The 17805-nt window shown below is 72.0% G+C and carries 12 protein-coding genes; 6 read left to right on the top strand and 6 right to left on the bottom strand.

All coding sequences use genetic code 11. The annotated features are described in order from the left end of the window. Window positions 1-25: 25 nt before the first annotated feature. The gene (locus tag JW592_RS13835) at window positions 26-1048 is read right to left on the bottom strand and encodes an aldo/keto reductase (protein ID WP_209265353.1); all 1023 of its coding nucleotides are present in this window, start codon (window positions 1046-1048) and stop codon (window positions 26-28) included. Between the two features lie 128 nt (window positions 1049-1176). Here JW592_RS13835 and JW592_RS13830 point away from each other — a divergent pair, with 128 nt between their 5' ends. Further along, window positions 1177-2040: a helix-turn-helix domain-containing protein gene (locus JW592_RS13830; RefSeq protein ID WP_209265352.1), complete on the top strand. Its 864-nt coding sequence runs from the start codon at window positions 1177-1179 to the stop codon at window positions 2038-2040. On the opposite strand, the gene JW592_RS13825 is transcribed toward JW592_RS13830, so the two are convergent. After that, entirely contained in the window at window positions 2034-3530 is a 1497-nt protein-coding gene (locus tag JW592_RS13825) for a CehA/McbA family metallohydrolase (RefSeq protein WP_209265473.1), read from the bottom strand. The genes JW592_RS13830 and JW592_RS13825 overlap by 7 nt on opposite strands. A gap of 141 nt (window positions 3531-3671) precedes the next feature. On the opposite strand from JW592_RS13825, the gene JW592_RS13820 reads away from it, so the two are divergent. The 3 genes from JW592_RS13820 to JW592_RS13810 all read left to right on the top strand — a co-directional run bounded on the left by JW592_RS13820 (window position 3672) and on the right by JW592_RS13810 (window position 11933). Next, window positions 3672-6260 carry a bifunctional FO biosynthesis protein CofGH gene (locus JW592_RS13820; protein ID WP_209265351.1) on the top strand — a complete coding sequence of 863 codons (2589 nt, stop codon included), beginning with the start codon at window positions 3672-3674 and terminating at the stop codon, window positions 6258-6260. Between the two features lie 126 nt (window positions 6261-6386). Next, window positions 6387-7520, top strand: a complete 1134-nt coding sequence (locus JW592_RS13815) for an ADP-ribosylglycohydrolase family protein (protein WP_209265350.1) — start codon at window positions 6387-6389, stop codon at window positions 7518-7520. Between the two features lie 237 nt (window positions 7521-7757). Beyond that, on the top strand, window positions 7758-11933 hold the full coding sequence (locus tag JW592_RS13810) for a hypothetical protein (protein ID WP_209265349.1): 4176 nt from the start codon (window positions 7758-7760) through the stop codon (window positions 11931-11933). A 55-nt stretch (window positions 11934-11988) separates the two neighbouring features. Here JW592_RS13810 and JW592_RS13805 read toward each other — a convergent pair whose 3' ends face one another. Beyond that, on the bottom strand, window positions 11989-12897 hold the full coding sequence (locus tag JW592_RS13805; protein WP_209265348.1) for a PhzF family phenazine biosynthesis isomerase: 909 nt from the start codon (window positions 12895-12897) through the stop codon (window positions 11989-11991). A 92-nt stretch (window positions 12898-12989) separates the two neighbouring features. Here JW592_RS13805 and JW592_RS13800 point away from each other — a divergent pair, with 92 nt between their 5' ends. Next, a complete protein-coding gene (locus JW592_RS13800) occupies window positions 12990-13895 on the top strand; it encodes a LysR family transcriptional regulator (protein ID WP_209265347.1) in 906 nt (301 codons plus the stop codon). Between the two features lie 101 nt (window positions 13896-13996). Here JW592_RS13800 and JW592_RS13795 read toward each other — a convergent pair whose 3' ends face one another. After that, window positions 13997-14794, bottom strand: a complete 798-nt coding sequence (locus JW592_RS13795; RefSeq protein WP_209265346.1) for an SDR family oxidoreductase — start codon at window positions 14792-14794, stop codon at window positions 13997-13999. Between the two features lie 128 nt (window positions 14795-14922). Between JW592_RS13795 and JW592_RS13790 the strand changes: the two genes are divergently transcribed. Then, the gene (locus JW592_RS13790) at window positions 14923-15897 is read left to right on the top strand and encodes a hypothetical protein (protein WP_229375962.1); all 975 of its coding nucleotides are present in this window, start codon (window positions 14923-14925) and stop codon (window positions 15895-15897) included. Window positions 15898-16047: 150 nt separating this feature from the next. Here the strand turns inward: JW592_RS13790 and JW592_RS13785 are convergent, their stop codons facing one another. Then, window positions 16048-16266, bottom strand: coding sequence for a DUF397 domain-containing protein (locus JW592_RS13785; protein ID WP_209265345.1), 219 nt, complete (start codon window positions 16264-16266; stop codon window positions 16048-16050). A gap of 249 nt (window positions 16267-16515) precedes the next feature. Next, window positions 16516-17376: a helix-turn-helix domain-containing protein gene (locus JW592_RS13780; RefSeq protein ID WP_209265344.1), complete on the bottom strand. Its 861-nt coding sequence runs from the start codon at window positions 17374-17376 to the stop codon at window positions 16516-16518. Between the last annotated feature and the right edge of the window lie 429 nt (window positions 17377-17805).

The raw sequence follows: 17805 nt of genomic DNA, 5'->3' as shown, positions 1-17805 counted from the left end.
CGCGCTCCCCTCCCCGGCGTGCCCGTCATCGCCGCCGCAGTGCGGCGTTGGCCAGCGCGGGCGGCGTGTAGTAGAAGTCGTCCGGGTTCAGATCCGTACCCGGGGGCACGATCTCGTCGATCCGGTCCAGCACCTCGGTGCTGAGCGTCACCTCGGCACCCGTCAGCAGCGACTCCAGATGCTCCATCGTGCGAGGGCCGAGCAGCACCGAGGTGACGGCCGGGTGGTTGCGGACGAAAGCGGTGGCCATGTGCCGCAGCTCGATCCCGGCCTCCTCGGCCAGCTCGCCCAGCGCGAGCACCGCCTCCAGCTTGCGCGCGTTGCCGGGCAGGCTCACATCGAACTTGTGCCGCTCGATCGCCGTGCGGCCCGCGCTCAGGTCGATGTCGTCGGCCGCGCGGATGCGCCCCGACAGCCAGCCGGCGGACAGCGGCCCCCACACCAGGACGCCCAGACCGTAGCGCTGCGCGGTGGGCAGCAGCGCGGCCTCGACACCACGCGCCAGGATCGAGTACGGCGGCTGCTCTGTGCGCGGCCGTACATGACCGCCCCGCTGCGCCGCCCACTGGGCCTCCACCTGGAGCTCGGCGGGGAACGTGGAGGTGCCCACGGCACGCACCTTGCCCGCGCGCACGAAGTCGGACAGCGCCCCCAGCGTCTCGTCGATGTCGGTGTGCGGGTCGGGCCGGTGCAACTGGTAGAGGTCCACATGGTCGGTGCCGAGCCGGCGCAGGCTGTCATCCAGCGCCCGGGTCAGCCAGCGGCGGCTGTTGCCGCTCTGATTGGGGTCGTCACCCATCGGCAGGTGCCCCTTGGTGGCCAGTACGACCTCGTCCCTGCGGCCCTTGAGCGCCCGCCCCACGACCTCCTCGCTCGCGCCGTTGCCGTACGCGTCGGCGGTGTCCACCAGGTTGATGCCCGCGTCGAGGGCGCGGTGGACGATGCGGACGCAGTCGTCGACGTCGGTGTTGGCGGTGCCGAGCATCATGGCGCCGAGGGCGTGGTCGCTGACCGAGATGCCGGTGCCGCCGAGAATGCGCCGTTGCACAGTTGCGCTCCTGTGTGTCGTGTCCTGCTGTCTTCGGGTCGGGGACAAGCCTCGTCCAGGCCGCGCACCCCAACCAGATCAGGCGCAACCTGGGTCCGGCAGTACCACCCTCGGCGGATACTGGGCGCATGACGGTCACGGAGAAGAAGGAGACGCTGCAGATCGGCGCCTTCCTCAAGTCCCGCAGGGCAGCGCTCGACCCCGACGAGGTGGGGCTGCCGCCCGTCCACAACCGGCGCCGCGTACCCGGGCTGCGCCGCGAGGAGGTCGCCCAGCTCGCCGGGATCAGTGTCGACTACTACATCCGCATCGAACAGGACCGCGCGCACAGCATCTCGGCCCCTGTGCTCGACGCGCTGGCCCGCGCCCTGCGGCTGACCGCCGACGAGCACACCTATCTGCGCAACCTCGCCGACCCGCAGTTCGGCGACGGCTCGTCCACCCGGACCGTTGTACGGCCCGAGATCCAGCGGCTGCTGGACTCCATGGACCCGCACATCCCGGCCTTCGTCTACGGGCCAGGGCTGGACTTCCTGGCCTGGAACCGGATCGGCGCCCGTGTCGCCTTCGATCTGGAGGCCCTGCCGCCGCGCTGGCGCAACGCGCCGCTGCTCGTCTTCCGCCACCCCGACAGCCGCACCCTGCACCCCGGCTGGGAGGAGTTGGCCGCCGAGACGGTCGCCGCCCTGCGCGCCGACTGCGCGCGCTACCCGTGTCACCCGCGGGCCAAAGCCGTGCTGACCGAGCTGCTCGAGGGCAGCCCGCGGTTCCGTGAACTGTGGGAGGACCACCAGGTGCGCGAAAAACTCTCGGGCCGCAAGCGCATACACCACCCGGAGGCGGGCGAGCTGGAGGTGTCCTACGAGACGTTCCAGCTCACCGTCGACCACCACCAGACGCTGTGCACCTACACCGTCGAACCCGGCTCCCCGTCCGAGGCCGCACTGCGGTGGCTCGCCGACCGCACGCCCGCCGCGTCGGTCCCTCACTGACCCCGCCCGCCCCTTTCCGGGGCGCTGCCCAGCCAGACGGGGTTCGTCATCGCCGCCATCGCGCCGGGCAGCCCGGAGCCCTCCTGGGCGGGATGCCGTACCTCTGCCCGTACATAGGCGGCCAGTGAGGGCGTCGTGCGCCAGGTGAGGCGTGAGCCGGTAGCGGTGCGCACGGTGCCCTGGTCCGTCACCAGGTGCAGCGTGGCCCCCTCGGGCGCGCCCCGCAGGGTGAGGGAGACGTCCACCGGGGTGTCGGGCTCGGCCCGCAGCGTCTGGCCGAGCGTGGCGTGTCCGCCGCCCGGTGTGGTCGCCTCCAGCCGCAGAGAGAGCTTCGACGACTCGGCCAGATACGACCGCCCGCTGCCGATCGCCTCCAGCACAGGGCGGCGCGCCAGGTCGTCCGCGTGCACCACCGTCTGCGGCAGCCCCACGTCCTGGCCCTCCCGGTGCGCGTCGCTGTTGCCCATGGCGGGCAGCCAGCTGTCTCCGACGACGAGCATGTTGTCCCAGGCGGCCAGCGCCAGCTCGTCGTCGGCCGTCCACGGGCCGTTCCACACCTCCACCGCGTCGGCGTGCCGGTAGCCGAACTTCCACTGGCAGCCCACGAACGGACAGTTGGGATGCGCGGGCACCACCAGACCGCCCGCCCGGTGCACGGCCCGCGCGAACCTCGGGTAGGCGTCGTCCCGGGCCCGGTAGCGCCAGTCGAGGAAGGTGCCGGGGTCGGTGCCCAGCGCCAGCCAGTGGCCGTTGCGGGTGGTGATCTCCTCTCCGCACAGCACCAGCAGATCGTCTCCCCACAGCCCCTGCCACGCGGCGTGCCCGGAGGTGGTGTTGTGCTCGGTCGTGGTGATGAAGTCCAGCCCGGCGGCGCGCGCGGCGGCCGCCACCTCCTCGGGCGTACGGCGCCCGTCCGAGTGCACCGTGTGCAGATGGCAGTCGCCCCGGTACCAGGCCCGGCCCCGCCCCCTGGCGCGCTCGGGCGGATAGCCGGGCCGCGGCGTACGGCCGGGCTCACCGTGCCGCAGGGTGACCGTCACCTCGTAGTCCATGCCCTGCGGCGCCACCGTGTACGGGCCCAGCACCACATGCCAGGTGCCCGCGTCGACCGGGCCGGCCAGATAGCCCGGGGTCGCCTTCTCGGCGCTGATGGCGAAGGAGTCCCGGAAGCCGCCGGACCAGCCGCGGAAACCCCGTCCGCCCAGTGCCGTGCCGCGCTGGTCGAAGATGCCGATGTCGAGCGCGTTGCCGGGAGTGCCCTTCGGCACGTCCGGTTTGTCGTAGCTGTAGGAGACCGCGATCTCCCGCACCCCGGCCGGGATCTCCACCGGCAGATACACGAAATCGCGAGCACCGGTGGGCAGGTGCCCCCGCAGTTTCCGGCTCGCTGTGGCACCGTCCTCAGCGCGGGCGAACCTCACCCCGGAAAGCGTCACCGCGCTCGCGGCCCCGGCGGCCAGCGAGAGCCGCAGTGCGTCACGTCTGCCCATATGCGTGTCCTTGGAGGAGTCCATGGGGGAGTTGTACGCGCGGTCGGTGAGCGCGAGAAGTCCCCGCGGTGGCGCGCCCGCCAATGGTTACCGTTACCCCGCCCCACCTGCGCCGCCCGCGCCGAGGGCTACGCTCGGGGGATGACCTCACACGGACAGACGCCGACGGCCAACGCGATGCGGCGGGCCCTGAAGCGGGCGCGGGACGGGGTCGCGCTCGACGTGACGGAAGCCGCCGTGCTGCTCCAGGCGCGGGGCGAGGACTTGGCGGACCTGACCGCTTCGGCGGCCCGCGTCAGGGACGCGGGCCTGGCAGCCGCGGGGCGTCCCGGTGTCATCACGTACTCCAAGAGCGTCTTCCTCCCCCTCACCCGGCTGTGCCGCGACAAGTGCCACTACTGCACGTTCGTGACAGTCCCCGGCAAGTTGCGCCGTGCGGGCCACGGGATGTACATGTCGATGGACGAAGTCCTCGACATCGCCCGCCGGGGGGCCGAGCTGGGGTGCAAGGAAGCACTGATCACCCTGGGGGACAAGCCGGAGGACCGCTGGCCTGAGGCGCGCGCCTGGCTCGACGCGGAGGGCTACGACGACACGCTCGCCTACGTCCGCGCCGTCGCCATCCGCATCCTGGAGGAGACCGGGCTGCTGCCGCACCTCAACCCCGGGGTGCTGTCCTGGACCGACTTCCAGCGGCTCAAGCCCGTAGCGCCCTCCATGGGCATGATGCTGGAGACCACCGCCGAGCGGCTGTGGAGCGAGCCGGGAGGGCCGCACTACGGCTCGCCCGACAAGGAGCCCGCGGTGCGGCTGCGGGTGCTGGAGGACGCGGGGCGCTCCAATGTGCCGTTCACCAGCGGTCTGCTGATCGGTATCGGCGAGACGTACGAGGAGCGTGCCGAGTCGCTGTTCGCGCTGCGCCGTGTGCAGCGGGCCTACCACGGCGTCCAGGAGTTGATCATCCAGAACTTCCGCGCCAAGCCGGACACGGCGATGCGCGGTATGCCCGACGCCGAACTGGACGACCTGGTCGCCACGGTCGCCGTCGCGCGGCACATCATGGGCCCTTCCGGCTGTCTGCAGGCCCCGCCGAACCTGGTGGACGCCGAGTACGTCCGGCTGATCGAGGCGGGGATCGACGACTGGGGCGGCGTCTCCCCGCTCACCCCCGACCACGTCAACCCAGAGCGCCCCTGGCCGCACATCGACGAGCTGGCCGAGAAGAGCCGGACCGCCGGCTTCCAGCTGCGCGAGCGCCTCGCCGTCTACCCCGAGTTCGTGCGGCGCGGCGAGCCGTGGCTGGACCCGCGCGTCCTGCCGCACGTGAGGGCGCTGGCCGATCCGGAGACGGGGCTGGCCCGCGAGGACGTACAGCCCGAGGGGCACCCCTGGCAGGAGCCCGACGAGGGCTTCACGCCGATGGGCCGCACCGACCTGCACCGCACCATCGACACCGAGGGCCGTACCGCCGACCGCCGCGACGACTTCGACGAGGTGTACGGCGACTGGGACGAGCTGCGCGAGCGCGCGGCGCCGGGAATGGCGCCCCAGCGCGTCGACTCCGATGTGCGCCAAGCGCTCGACCAGGCAGCCGACGACCCCACCCGGCTCACCGACGAGCAGGCACTCGCCCTGCTGCACGCCGACGGCCCCGCACTGGACGCGCTGTGCCGAACGGCGGACGACGTCCGCCGGGACGCGGTCGGCGACGAGGTCACCTACATCGTCACCCGCAACATCAACTTCACCAACGTCTGCTACACCGGCTGCCGTTTCTGCGCCTTCGCACAGCGCCGCACCGACGCCGACGCCTTCACTCTCTCCCTGGAGCAGGTCGCCGACCGGGCGCAGCAGGCGTGGGAGGTGGGCGCTGTCGAGGTGTGCATGCAGGGCGGCATCCATCCGGACCTGCCGGGCAGCGCCTACTTCGACATCGCGCGCGCCGTCAAGGAGCGGGTGCCGGGCATCCATGTGCACGCGTTCTCGCCCATGGAGGTGGTCAACGGCGCCACCCGCACCGGAATGTCCATCCGCGAGTGGCTGACCGCGGCCAAGGAGGCCGGGCTGGACTCCATCCCCGGTACGGCGGCCGAGATCCTGGACGACGAGGTCCGCTGGATTCTCACCAAGGGCAAGCTCCCGACGGCCACCTGGGTCGAGGTCGTCAAGACGGCGCACGAGGTGGGTCTGGGCTCGACGTCCACGATGATGTACGGCCACGTCGACCAGCCCCGCCACTGGCTGGGTCATCTGCGGTTGCTGGCCGACATCCAGCGGTCGGCACTGGAGAAGGGGCTGCCCGGCTTCAGCGAGTTCGTGACGCTGCCCTTCATCCACACCAACGCGCCCGTCTACCTCGCCGGTATCGCCCGCCCGGGGCCCACAGCCCGTGAGAACCGGGCCGTCACCGCCATGGCCCGACTGCTGCTGCACCCCTGGGTCCCCAACATCCAGACCAGCTGGGTGAAACTGGGCACCGAAGGGGCTGCCGAAATGCTCCGCTCGGGCGCCAACGACCTGGGCGGCACCCTCATGGAGGAGACGATCTCCCGTATGGCGGGCTCCTCCTACGGGTCCTACCGCTCCATCAAGGACCTGGTCGCCATCGCGGAAGCCGCGGGGCGCCCCGCACGGCCGCGTACGACCCGCTACGGCGAGGTTCCGCCGGAGCGCGTCGAGGCGGCGCACGCCTCCGACGGCCACCTGCCGGACCTGCTGCCCGTGGTGTGATCCCGAGGCGCCCGTGGCACGATTCTGCCGTCCGTGGCCCGACGGCTCCCGCAGACCCCGCTACGCGCGGGCGGATCTTTAATACAGTGCGGGAGCCACAAGGGAGGCAAGGAAGGGCAGCGAATCGTGACAGGTGCGGGCGGCTCAGACGGTGGCGCGACGGCCATATGGGGGCGGGCCGAGCAGCAGGACTTCCGCAGCAGGGTGCGCGGCTGCCTGCTGGGCGGCGCGATCGGTGACGCGCTCGGTGCCGGCGTCGAGTTCGACTCGCTGGCCGCCGTCCGCGAGAAGTGGGGGCCGCAAGGGGTCACGGACTACGTACCCGCATACGGCCGCAGGGGCGCCGTCACCGACGACACCCAGATGACGCTGTTCACCGTGGACGGCCTCATCCGCGCCCATGTACGCCGCGACACCGGTGCCTGGCACCCGCCCACCGATGTGCACGCCGCCTACCGCCGCTGGGCGGCGACACAGCGCGACTGGGGGCCCGACGAGCGGCGGGAGAACGACGGCTGGCTCGCCCGCGAGGAGTGGCTCTACGCCCGCCGCGCTCCCGGGAACGCCTGCCTGAGCGGACTGGCCGACCCCCGTATGGGCACCGTCGAGCAGCCGAAGAACCCCGACTCCAAGGGCTGCGGAACCGTCATGCGGTCGGCGCCCTTCGGGCTGCTGGTGGGCTGGGAGCCGGGGCTTGTCTTCCAGCTCGCCGTCGAGTGTGCCGCGCAGACGCACGGCCACCCCACCGGCTACCTGGCGGCAGGCGCGTTCGCCGCCATCGTCCACACGCTCGCCCGGGGCGACGACCTGGACACCGCCGTCCAGCGCACCCTGGTGCAACTGGCGACCCGCCCGGGGCATCAGGAGACCACCGAAGCGCTCAAGCGCGCGCTGGGCGCCGTCCGCCAGGGCATGCCCTCACCGGAACGGGTGGCGGCGCTGGGGGAGGGCTGGACGGCCGAGGAGGCGCTGTCCATCGGCGTCTACTGCGCGCTGGTCGCCGAAGACGTCCGGCACGGCCTGCTGCTGGCCGTCAACCACAGCGGGGACAGCGACTCGACCGGCTCCGTCTGCGGCAATCTGCTGGGCGCCATGCACGGTGAGACCTCCCTGCCGCCCGGCTGGGTGGCCGAGCTGGAAGGCCGCGCGACGATCCTGGAACTGGCCGACGACTTCGCCATGGAGATGACTCAGGGCCCTGCCCTGCACGGCCCCGGCACGGCGTCCCCCGCCTGGCTGGCCCGCTATCCGCGGGCGTGAGGCGGCCCCCGTGCGGGGTACGCAAGATCGTCGCCGGGCAGGCCCCCCGGCCCGTTCGCCGGGCAGGCCCTGGCCCGCACCGGGTTTTCCACAGGGCCACGCGGCTGTCGGTGGCCGCGCATAAGGTGTTTTGCAAGATCCCCGCACGGCAGATCGCCCAGGGAACAGCTGTGCCATGGCGGCAGCCGTTCGTGCGGGGACGAACGGGGTAACGGGGACGACGGAAGGCAGCAGCCCATGGCCGCGAGCGTGGAGAAGGACGGCTACACGGCCGAGTTGGCGGAAGACGGCCTGGAGCTGGTCTACCGCAACCCGAAGGGCCGCAAGCTGAAGACGGTTCCGGCCCAGCTCGCCGGCGACCCCGGGCTGCTCTCACTGATCGCCGTAGGAAAAGCACTGCGCGCACACCGCACGGCGTGCCAGGAGTACGCGCAGGCGTGGGCCGATGCGGGAGCAGGCGCCCCGCGCGCGCTGGCCGAAGCGGACCCCGAGTGGCGGCGCGCGCTGGAGGACGCCGGCGTGCCGCTGACCGAGGAGCGCGGCGAGGACGGCCTGTTCGCCCGCACCTACGCGGGCCCGCACGGGCTCACCCTGACCCAGCTGCTGCCCGAGGACGTGGTCCCCTACCGCGACCTGCTGATGGGCGAGGACACCTGGCTGCCGGACGGCCTCTTCAGCACCGGCATTCCGCACGGGGCACCGGATCACGAGGGACAGCTGCCGTTCCCCGAACGAGTGCTGGCGGCCCACCCGCAGCAGCAGCGCCTCGCCCTGGAGAAGATCCGCGCCCTCCAGCACGAGACCCTGGAGTGGGAGTACGTCTTCAAGAAGGACATGGACCGCGTGCTGGCCGGGCTGGAGGAGACCGCCCCGGCGCTGGCGGTCACACTGCTGGACGAGATGGCCGACTTCGCCCTCCAGCACGGCAGCGAAGCCGAGGCGGCCGCCTGGTTCGGCCGGGCCCGCAAGACCGAGCGCAACCTCGGCCGCACACCCGACCACGCCTGGCTGCACTCCCGTCAGCTTCGCTACGCCGCGGCAGGGGCCCTCTCCGCGACCGTGCTGCGGGCGTGGGTGAACGAACTGGCCAACGGGGGCAGCGGATCAGGTGAGCACCTGGCCCGCTTCCGCGAGGTGGTGCGGGCCAGACTCCGCGGCCACGGCGAACTCCACCCGCAGCTGGCGGCCGACATCCGCAAGCTCGCCAAGGCGGCCGGGCAGGAGCCCGACGAAGAGCTGGCCACCATGATGGCGGAGCTGATCGAGGACGGCGCGCTCTCGCTCGACGACACCGAGTTCTGGACCCGCTGCTGCAAGGGCCGTGCCATCGACATACTGGTCGAACGGTGCGCGGAGACCGTACGCGAAGCCGTCCTGCGGCTGCGCCCCCGCGGCTACGCCTCAGGGGGACGGGCCGAGCTGTGGCGCACCCTGCTGGAGCGCACCGGGGCGCTCGCCCAGCTCACCGGCGAGCTTTCCGGACTCGGGCAGGGAGCGGCCGCCGCCTGGCTGACCGACTGCGTCAACACGGCGCCGGTCCGGGACAGCGGCCCGTGGCCGATGGTGTACGAGCTGGCCGAGCGCGTCGCCCCGAGGGCAGCCGCCGACGGCGTCCCGGTCGAGTTCCGGCACTGGACGTACCGCGACTGGAGAGAGCGCAAGCGCATCCCCCTCGACCTGATGGACCTGCTCCTGGAGCACGGCGTCCCGGTCAGCGACCCACCCGAACGGCTGGCCACAGCGCGCCCGTACGACCTGCTGGTCTCGCGCCGCCCCGAGCTGCGCCACCTGCTGGCCGACGCGCGCTTCGAGCCCGAGGTGCGAGCGTGGATGCGCGCCGACCTCGATATGACGGTGGAGGGCGACAAAGCGGCCGACGCCATGTCGTCCAACCGCTGGTACAACCCGCATCAGACCAAGGGCTGGGGCCGGATCGACCATCTCTACGCCACCTGGGTCGGCCACGAGGAGCTGCGAGCCTGGTGCGCGCGCGAGCGGGCGCTGCTGCGCGCCGGGGTCGACTTCGACGGGCTGGTGCTGATCCTCGGCAGGTTCGTGCACGTCGGGGGAGCGGTCGACCAGCTGCTCCAGGACCCCGAGGCGGCCCGCGAGTTCGCCGCGGTCGACGTCATAGGGCTGCTGATGCGCGAACTGCCGCCTCAGCTGGACCGCGAACGGATCGAGAAGATCGTCGCCAGGGTGAAGCCCGAACACCTCAGCCCGGGCGACGGAGCACGAGGCGACAACTTCGTCCTGCTCCGCGACGAACTGCCCGAGCTCGCCCAGGGCACCACCTGGCAGGAGGCGGGCCTGAGCTTCCACCGGGTCACCCACCTGCTGGTGATGGCCGCCAACTGCCTCGAAGGCCAGGCCCGACTGGTACGCCGCTTCACCCCGGACGCCGAGCGGGCCCCCGTCTCCGTCCCCGCGCCCGCCCCGGAAGAGGAAACATCCTGGCAGTCCCTCACCCAACGGCTGATGCGGCTGGCGGTCTCCGACACCCCGCCCTGGGACGGCGACCTCCGCAAGGGGAGCCAGGAGCGGGACCACGCCTGGCAGCGGCTCAGGGTCGCGCCCGTCCACGGGTACGCCCTGCTGGAGGCCCTGCGCGCCGCGATGGGCCTCACCCGCGACGCCTCCAGGACGGTGACTGAACTGGCCCGGTACGCGGACTGCCCCTTCGCCTCGGGCGAGTGGCGGATCGTGGAGTACGCGCTGCCCACCGCGACGGAGCGGCAGCTGCCCGCGCTGTACACCTGGCCGATCCGCACCCGGACCTCTGCCGCCCTGGTGCTCAGGGAGCGCAGAACCGGCTCGGCGGTCCGGAAGCTGGTTCCGCTGCGCGTGCTGGAGTACGCACCCGGTGGCGACTTCCCGGCGGCCGGCCCGCTCGCCGCCGCGGGCCTCGAACCGGTCAGGGCCGATGTGCTGGAGCCAGCGCGTCCCCGCAGTTGGTTCACGCGCTTCGCTCAGTCGTACCAGCAGCACGGCCCGGCCCCCGCCCGCCCCGAACTGGCCGCCGACCTCGCCCGACGGCTCGACCTCTCGCTCCCCGAGGCGGTGGTCCTGGTGCGTGGCGTGCTGCCCTGCGCACCGCACCAGGGCGCCGCGCAGAGCCTCCCTTCGACCACGGGCTCCTACGGCCTCAAGAGCTGGGAGGTGACGGAGAAGGAGCACGAGAGGGCCTTGGACGGGCTCCACCACTTCCTCACCCCCGGGCAGCTGGCAGCCCTCTACGACAGACTGCTGCCCGACGACCCCGAACTGCTGTGGACCCAGGGCCCGGACGTTCCCAGGGCCGCCGAGTGGTGGCTGAGCGAGATCGGCAGACCGCTGCCCGCACCGCCCGGGCTGACGGCACTGGCCCACAAGGAAGTGGCCGCGCCCACCGGGGAGTCGGCAACCCCGCGCAGCAGCCACGGCAACGAGCCCCGCACCGAGGCCGCCGACCGGCTGTGGTGGCCGCCACTGCGGCGCTCCGCGCTCCTGGCCCGGCTCGCCGCCGGTGCCGACTGCCTGCAGCCCGGCGTACCACTGAGCCCCGAGCCCGAACTGCTGGCGCTGCCCCGCCTCACCGCATGGGCCGCCTACCGCACGCCCGCAGGCGATCCGCTGCGCCCGATGCTCGGAGCGGCCATCCTGCGGCTGCGCCAGGAACTGGCGGCGGGCCCCGGTCCGCTGCGGGTCTTCTCCCTGCAGAGCAACTACCTGATGGGCGCGCCGCCGTCCACCGACGGACTCACCGCGCACCCGGCCGTGACGGTGACAGAGGACGACAACCACGACGTCCGCCATGTGTCCGTGGACCCGGACCGGCTGTCGGGCGCGGACGATCCGGTGCTCGAAGCGCTGGACACCTACCTGGACGCCGTCCTGCCCTCCCAGTGGCTCCCCACCCCCTCCGGCCTGCCCGCGCTGGCGGATCTGCGGCTGCTGCTCAGCGAGGACTTCGCCGCGCTGGGCGCCCATCTGGCCGCCGACGCCGCGGTGCCCGCAGGCTGGGAGCAGCACCCGGCCCGCTCGGTGCCGGGGCTGGTGACCCGGTGCGCGGAGCAGTACGGCCTGAGCGAGGACGCGGCGGCGCTCCATCTGATGCTGCTGGCCCTTCCTGACCCGACGGACCGGAAGGTGAAGGAGTGGACGGGCTGGAAGCCCGCCCGCTTCAAGGAGGCGGCAGCTCAGCTCGGTGCGACGCCGCTGGTGAGCAGGGCGGCCCGCGCCCGAGCGGGCCGCGGTCTGTTCGTGCCCGGCCTCTGGCACGAGCGCACCTCACCCCGTCTCCCCCTCGAGGCCGCCAAGTTGCCTCACCTCCCCCAGGCCGCGAACCACCGGTCCACCAGCCATGTGGCGGTCGTGCCCTCGATGCCGGTACCGATGTTGTTCGAGCGGCGGTTGGAAGCCTTGCCCGGATAGGGGGTGCCCCGGCCGGCCGTTGGCGGGCTGCGGGTTTTCTGTGCCTGGGCCGGCTCTAGTGGCCGGCGATCGGGACGGCGTGGCCCGTGACGCGGATGCGCGCGTCGCCGGGCTGCGCCTCGATGCGCAGATCGCTCGGCCGCCCCATGTCCTCGCCCTGACGGATGGCGACCACGCCCGCCGCGGGCAGCAGTCCGAGCGTACGCAGATAGCCTCCGAACGCGGCGGCTGCCGCCCCGGTGGCCGGGTCCTCGACGACACCGCCGACGGGGAACGGGTCGCGTGCGTGGTAGCGGTCGTCGCTCTCGCGCCAGACCAGGTGCACCGTCGTCCAGCCGTACCGGTTCATGACGTCGGCCAGCGCCTCGAAGCCGTAGTCGAGGTCGGCCAGCCGGGCCCGGGAACCGGCCGCCAGCACCAGGTGCTCGTTGCCGCCGAAGGCGACGTGCGGCGGCAGCGCCGGGTCCAGGTCGGCGCGCGCCCAACCCAGCGCGGAGAGCGTGGCGTCCACCTCGGCGTCCTGTGCGGCGCGCGAGCGGGTGGGAACGCTGGTGAGCGTCGCCCGCACGGCGCCCTTGTCATCGGTCTCGGTCGCGACCCTGATCTCCCCTGCGGGAGTGTCGAAGAGCAACGCGCCCGGGCCGATGCGCTCGGCGAGCGCCACCGATGCGGCGACCGTGGCGTGTCCGCAGAAGGCGACCTCGGCCAGCGGGCTGAAGTACCGCAGGGTGAAGCGGCGCTGCTGTTCGTCCCCGGCGGTGACGAACGCCGTCTCGGAGTATCCGACCTCGGCGGCGATCGCCAGCATCTGCTGCTCGTCGAGCCGCGTGGCGTCCAGCACGACACCGGCCGGGTTGCCGCCGTCGGGGTCGGAGGTGAAGGCGGTGTAGCGAAGGATGTCGGCATCGGCAACCGGTGCCGCTGTGGTGGCTGGGGTAGGCGTTTCGGCCGCTGAGGAAGTCATGGCTTCACCTTTCCACCATCGCGACATCAATACCAACGATAGTTATGCATGAGTGCCATCGGGAGGTTCGATGGATTGTTAGGGTTCCTGGCATGGACACCAGGCTGCTCCAGACCTTCACCGCACTTGCCAGAACGGAGAGCTTCACCGCGGCCGCCGCCGAACTGCGACTCGCACAGTCCACGGTCACCGTGCAGATCAGAGCGCTGGAGAAGGCGCTGGGCACCCGGCTCTTCGACCGGCTCGCCAGAGGCGCTCTGCTCACCGAGGCGGGAGCGCGGCTGCTCGGCGTGGCCGAGGAAGTCCTGGCGGCCGAGGCGCGGCTGTTCGAGGCGGCCACCGAGGACGGCCCGGTCAGCGGGAGAGTGGTGGTGGGCGCGGGGGAGACGCTCTGTTCGGCCCACCTCCCCCGGGTGATCGCCGCGCTGCGCGGCAGTCACCCCGGTGTGGAAGTGCACCTGGAGCCGTGCGGAACCGTCGGTGCCGTGGAAGGACTGCGGGCCGGCAGGCTCGACTGTGCACTCCTGCTGGAGGAACAGGCCGACTTCTCCGGCATCACGGCCGAGCGGGTCGCCGGTCAGTCCTTGGCGCTGCTGTGCGCCGCTGACCACCCCCTCGCCGGACGCGAGCAGCCGGCGGAGTGGCACGAACTGGCGCGGGAGAGCTTCTTCCTCCATGAGCAGGGCTGCTCCTACAGCGACTGGCTGGCCGAACGGCTACGGGCGGTCCCCGGCGCCCGGCCCCGGCTGACCCGGTTCGGCAGCATCGAGGCGGCCCGTTCCTGTGTCGCGGCCGGGCTCGGCCTGACCGTCCTGCCGCACGCCAATGTGGCCGAAGCGCTGGGCGAGGGCCGGCTCGCGGCGGTGCGCGGTCCCGCCCTGCCGCACGTCTCCGTCCACCTGGCGCACCACCGCCGCCGTCGGCCCTCCCGTGCGGCACGGGCGGTCGCGGCCCAGGTCGTACGGCACTTCCGCGAGGCCGGCGAAGATGCGGACTGAGGTGTGGCGTCCAGACCCATGCGTCAGCTGCACCCTCGCACACGCCCGTCGCGCCCGCGACTGTCCTCCCGGCACCCGCACGCACACCCCGCGCTCATCGACTACCGCATCAGCTCGCCCGCGTTCACCAGCAGGCACTGTCCCGTGATCCCACGCGCCCGGCCGGAGGCGAAGAACACCGCCGTCTCGGCCACATCCCCGTCCTCGGCCAGCCGTGGCAGCGCCATCCGCTCCTCCATCCGGCCGCGCACCACCTCCGGCGCCACCCCCTCGGATTCCGCCGTCCACGCCACGTACGCCTCCACCATCGGCCCCCACATCCAGCCGGGCTGCACGGTGTTGACCCGTATCCCGTAGGGGCCCAGCTCCCGGGCGAGGGAGTACATGGCCGCGACGAGGGCGCCCTTGGACGCGGCGTAGGCGGCCTGCCGGACCTGGGTGGGCGGGGCGACGGAGGACTGGGTGCCGATCATCACGACGGAACCGTCCCCGCGCTCGGCCCCGGCCGCCTTCAGCGCCGGGAGGCAGGCCCGGGTCATCCTGAGCGTCCCCAGCAGATTGACGTCCAGTACGCGCTGCCACTCCGCGAGATCGGCGTCCTCCAGGCCGCCCATGACGGTGTCGAGTGCCGCGACATGCACCACCGCGTCGATGCCGCCGAAGCGCTCGCGGGCCAGCGCGGCCAGCGCCGCGCACTGCTCCTCGTCCCGGATGTCGCAGACGCGGTAGGTGCTGTGTGCCCCACCGGGGTCGACCGCATCGGCGCACGCGGCCAGGTTCGCCTCCGTACGGGCGCCGAGCGCGACGCCGGCGCCCTCCCGGACGCAGGCGGCGGCCACCTCGTGGCCGAGCCCCGTGCCGACTCCCGACACCACCACGGTCTTGTCCGCGAGCAGCACGACAGATCGCCTCCCGTACAGTTCCGCACGCCGCGCACCGGTACCGCTCGGGCTCTCGCTTTCTGACGCCCAGTCAGTTAAACCGGTCCGGGACACCGTACGGGAGCTGAGCAGCCGGAGGAACCCCGATGGAGAGCCCGACCGAACCACCGGCCGAACCACCGGCCGAGCGAGCGGCCGAACCACCGGCCGAGGGAGCGGCTGAACCACCGGCCGAGGGAGCGGCTGAACCACCGGCCGAACAACCGGCCGAGGTGACGGCCGAGCTCACGGCCGGCGCGCCCGCCGCCTACGCGCGACTGGCCTCCGCCGGCCCCTACGGCGTGCGCCCCGGGCACGCACTGATCACGATGGTGGAGCCGCATCCGGGCCATGAGTACGCCTACAACCGCTGGTACGAGGACGACCACTACATCGCGGGCGCCATGGCCATGCCCTGGATCTACGCCGGGCGCCGCTGGGTGGCCACGCGGGATCTCCAACTCCTCCGCTACCCGGCCGAGTCCGTCGTCGCACAGCCGGTCACCACGGGCTGCTATCTGTCCACCTACTGGATCACCGAGGGCCGCTACGAGGAGCACATGCGGTGGACAGTCGCGATCAACAGACGGCTCAACCACGACGGCCGCGTCTACCGCGACCGCACCCATGTCTTCACGAGCTTCCAGAACCACGAGACGACCGTCTACCGTGACGGCGCCGCCGGGCCCCGCGACCACCACGCGCTCGACCACCCCTACCGGGGCCTGCTGCTCCAGGTCGTCGACGCGGGCGGCCCCGGCGAACGGGCCGAACTGCTGGAGTGGCTGCGCACCCGCCACCTCCCGGCCCGCCTCAAGGGCTCACCCGCCGCCATGGTCACCGTATTCCGCCCCACTCCGCTGCCCGTCGACCGGATGTCGTATGTGAGGCAGGTCGAGGGTGTCGACACCCGGCTGACTCTTCTGTGGTTCCTCCAGGAGGACCCGCGCGAACGCTGGGAGGCATGCTTCACGGGTCTGGACGAAGCTGTCGCGGACTCCGGTATGGGGAGAACGGAACTGGTCGCTCCCTTCGTCCCGACGATCCCGGGAACCGAAACCTATGTGGACCAGTTGCGCTGACGGGGGCTGACGGGGGCTGACGGGGGCTGACGGGGGAGGCGGGGGTGGCGGGGCCGGACAGCGCCGAGCCCCCTCGGCCGGGACGGCGGCCAGTCGAGAGGGCTCTTACGTCGCTGCTGCGTACGGGCGTCCGGCTTCGGGGGCCGGGCCTCAGGCTGCCGCGCAGGTACCGGAGTCCCCGGCGCCCACGCGGGCCACGAACGCGCCCCACGCCTCCGGCCGGAAGCTCAGCGCGGGACCCTGCGGATCTTTGGAGTCACGCACCGCCACCGTGCGCACAGCCGGTGATTTGACCTCGACGCAGGCACCGTTGCCGGTCGAGTAGCTGGACTTGGTCCACGTGTGGGTTTTTCCTTGCTGAATCGGCATGTCTGCTCCGGTTGTTCCGGGTTGTTCCTGACGTGCGAACGACATTACGCGGCGATTCGGGCGCAGGAAGTGCCCGTTCACTCAACCGGATGGCATATTCCAAGCAGCTCTTCACATCGCGGTGCGCTGCGGTGTAGCCTTCCCGTCTTTTGCGGCATCGCCCTCCGGCACATGCCAGACGGCCCGGCAATTGCCGGGCCGTCGTGTTCTGCCTTCCTATGGCGGTCTGCCCTCCGCCTCCCCGGGTGCTCAGCCCCGCGCGTACTCCTTGGCGACCTTCTCGATGAACTCGCGCGTCTGGTCCGGGTTCAACGCCTGGGCACGCAGATGCTCGTACATGACGCTGTAGTTCGCCACATCGTTCGCCTTCTCCAGGTAGAGGTCGCTGGTGACGCCCTCGAGGTAGATGACGGTCGAGTCCGATGCCTCAGGGAACTCGAGGATGGCGTACTGGCCGTTCACCCCCGGGTGCGCGCCCATCGAGAACGGCATCACCTGGAGGGTCACATGGGGCTGCTGCGACATCTCGTTGAGGTATTCCAACTGCTCGGCCATCGTGTGCTTGCCGCCCACCTCCCGGCGCAGCACCGACTCGTCCAGCACCGCCCACAGCCGCAGCGGGTTGCGCTCGTCCTTGATGCGGTCCTGGCGGCGCATCCGCACCTGCACCCGGCGCTCGATGTCCGCCGCCGTGGCCTCCGGCAGCGCCCCGGCGACGACGGCCTCCGCGTACGGCCGCGTCTGCAACAGCCCAGGCACCACCTGCGGCTCGTAGACGCGCAGCGAGGCGGCGTCCGTCTCCAGGCCGATGTAGACGCTGTAGGGGATATCGCCGAAGGCGTGCCACCAGCCCTGCTGGCGCGACTCCTTGGCCATCTGCATCAGGGAGTCGACTATCCGGCGGTCCTCGACCTCGTAGACCCCGCACAGGTCGCGCACATCCCGCTGGCTGATGCTGCGCCGGCCGTTCTCCAATCTGCTGATCTTCGACTGGGAGACCAGCAGCCGGTCCGCGACCTCCTCGGCCGTCATGCCCCGCTGCTCGCGCAGACGGCGCAACTCCTGGCCCAGTCGGCGACGCCGGACTGTGGGGTTGACGTTCGACGCCACGGGACCGCACCTCCGTGTAAGTACGACTACTCCAGCAGATTGCCACCAACATGTGCGCTCGCGCTGGAAAATGGCAACAGAGAGTGCGGGGTTGAGTACAGCGGTCGAGAAAAACCACACGAGAGAGAACCGAATCCGGCCGCCCACCGACGGCCGGCCCCGCTCACTTGCCACGCCTCCCACCCTGCGGCAACTGCCGCGCTTCGACAGGCCGACGTAGGCCGCCGACCTGTGGCGCCCCGTTCGTGGCAGTCCCAGGGGTTGCGGTGGCCGACGTACGGCAAGCGGCCGCCGCGCAGCCGTCGGCGCAGCGGCCGACACCGGGTGGTGGCCGGTGCGGCACAGCAGTCGCCGTACCGACACCACCGCGGCAGTCGGCCACGCGCGTAGCGTCCTGCGCGTACGTGCCCGACCCTCAGCCCGCGTGGG

Source organism: Streptomyces spirodelae (genome assembly GCF_017676385.1).
GTDB lineage: Bacteria > Actinomycetota > Actinomycetes > Streptomycetales > Streptomycetaceae > Streptomyces > Streptomyces spirodelae.
This window is presented reverse-complemented; position numbering and strand designations above follow the sequence as displayed.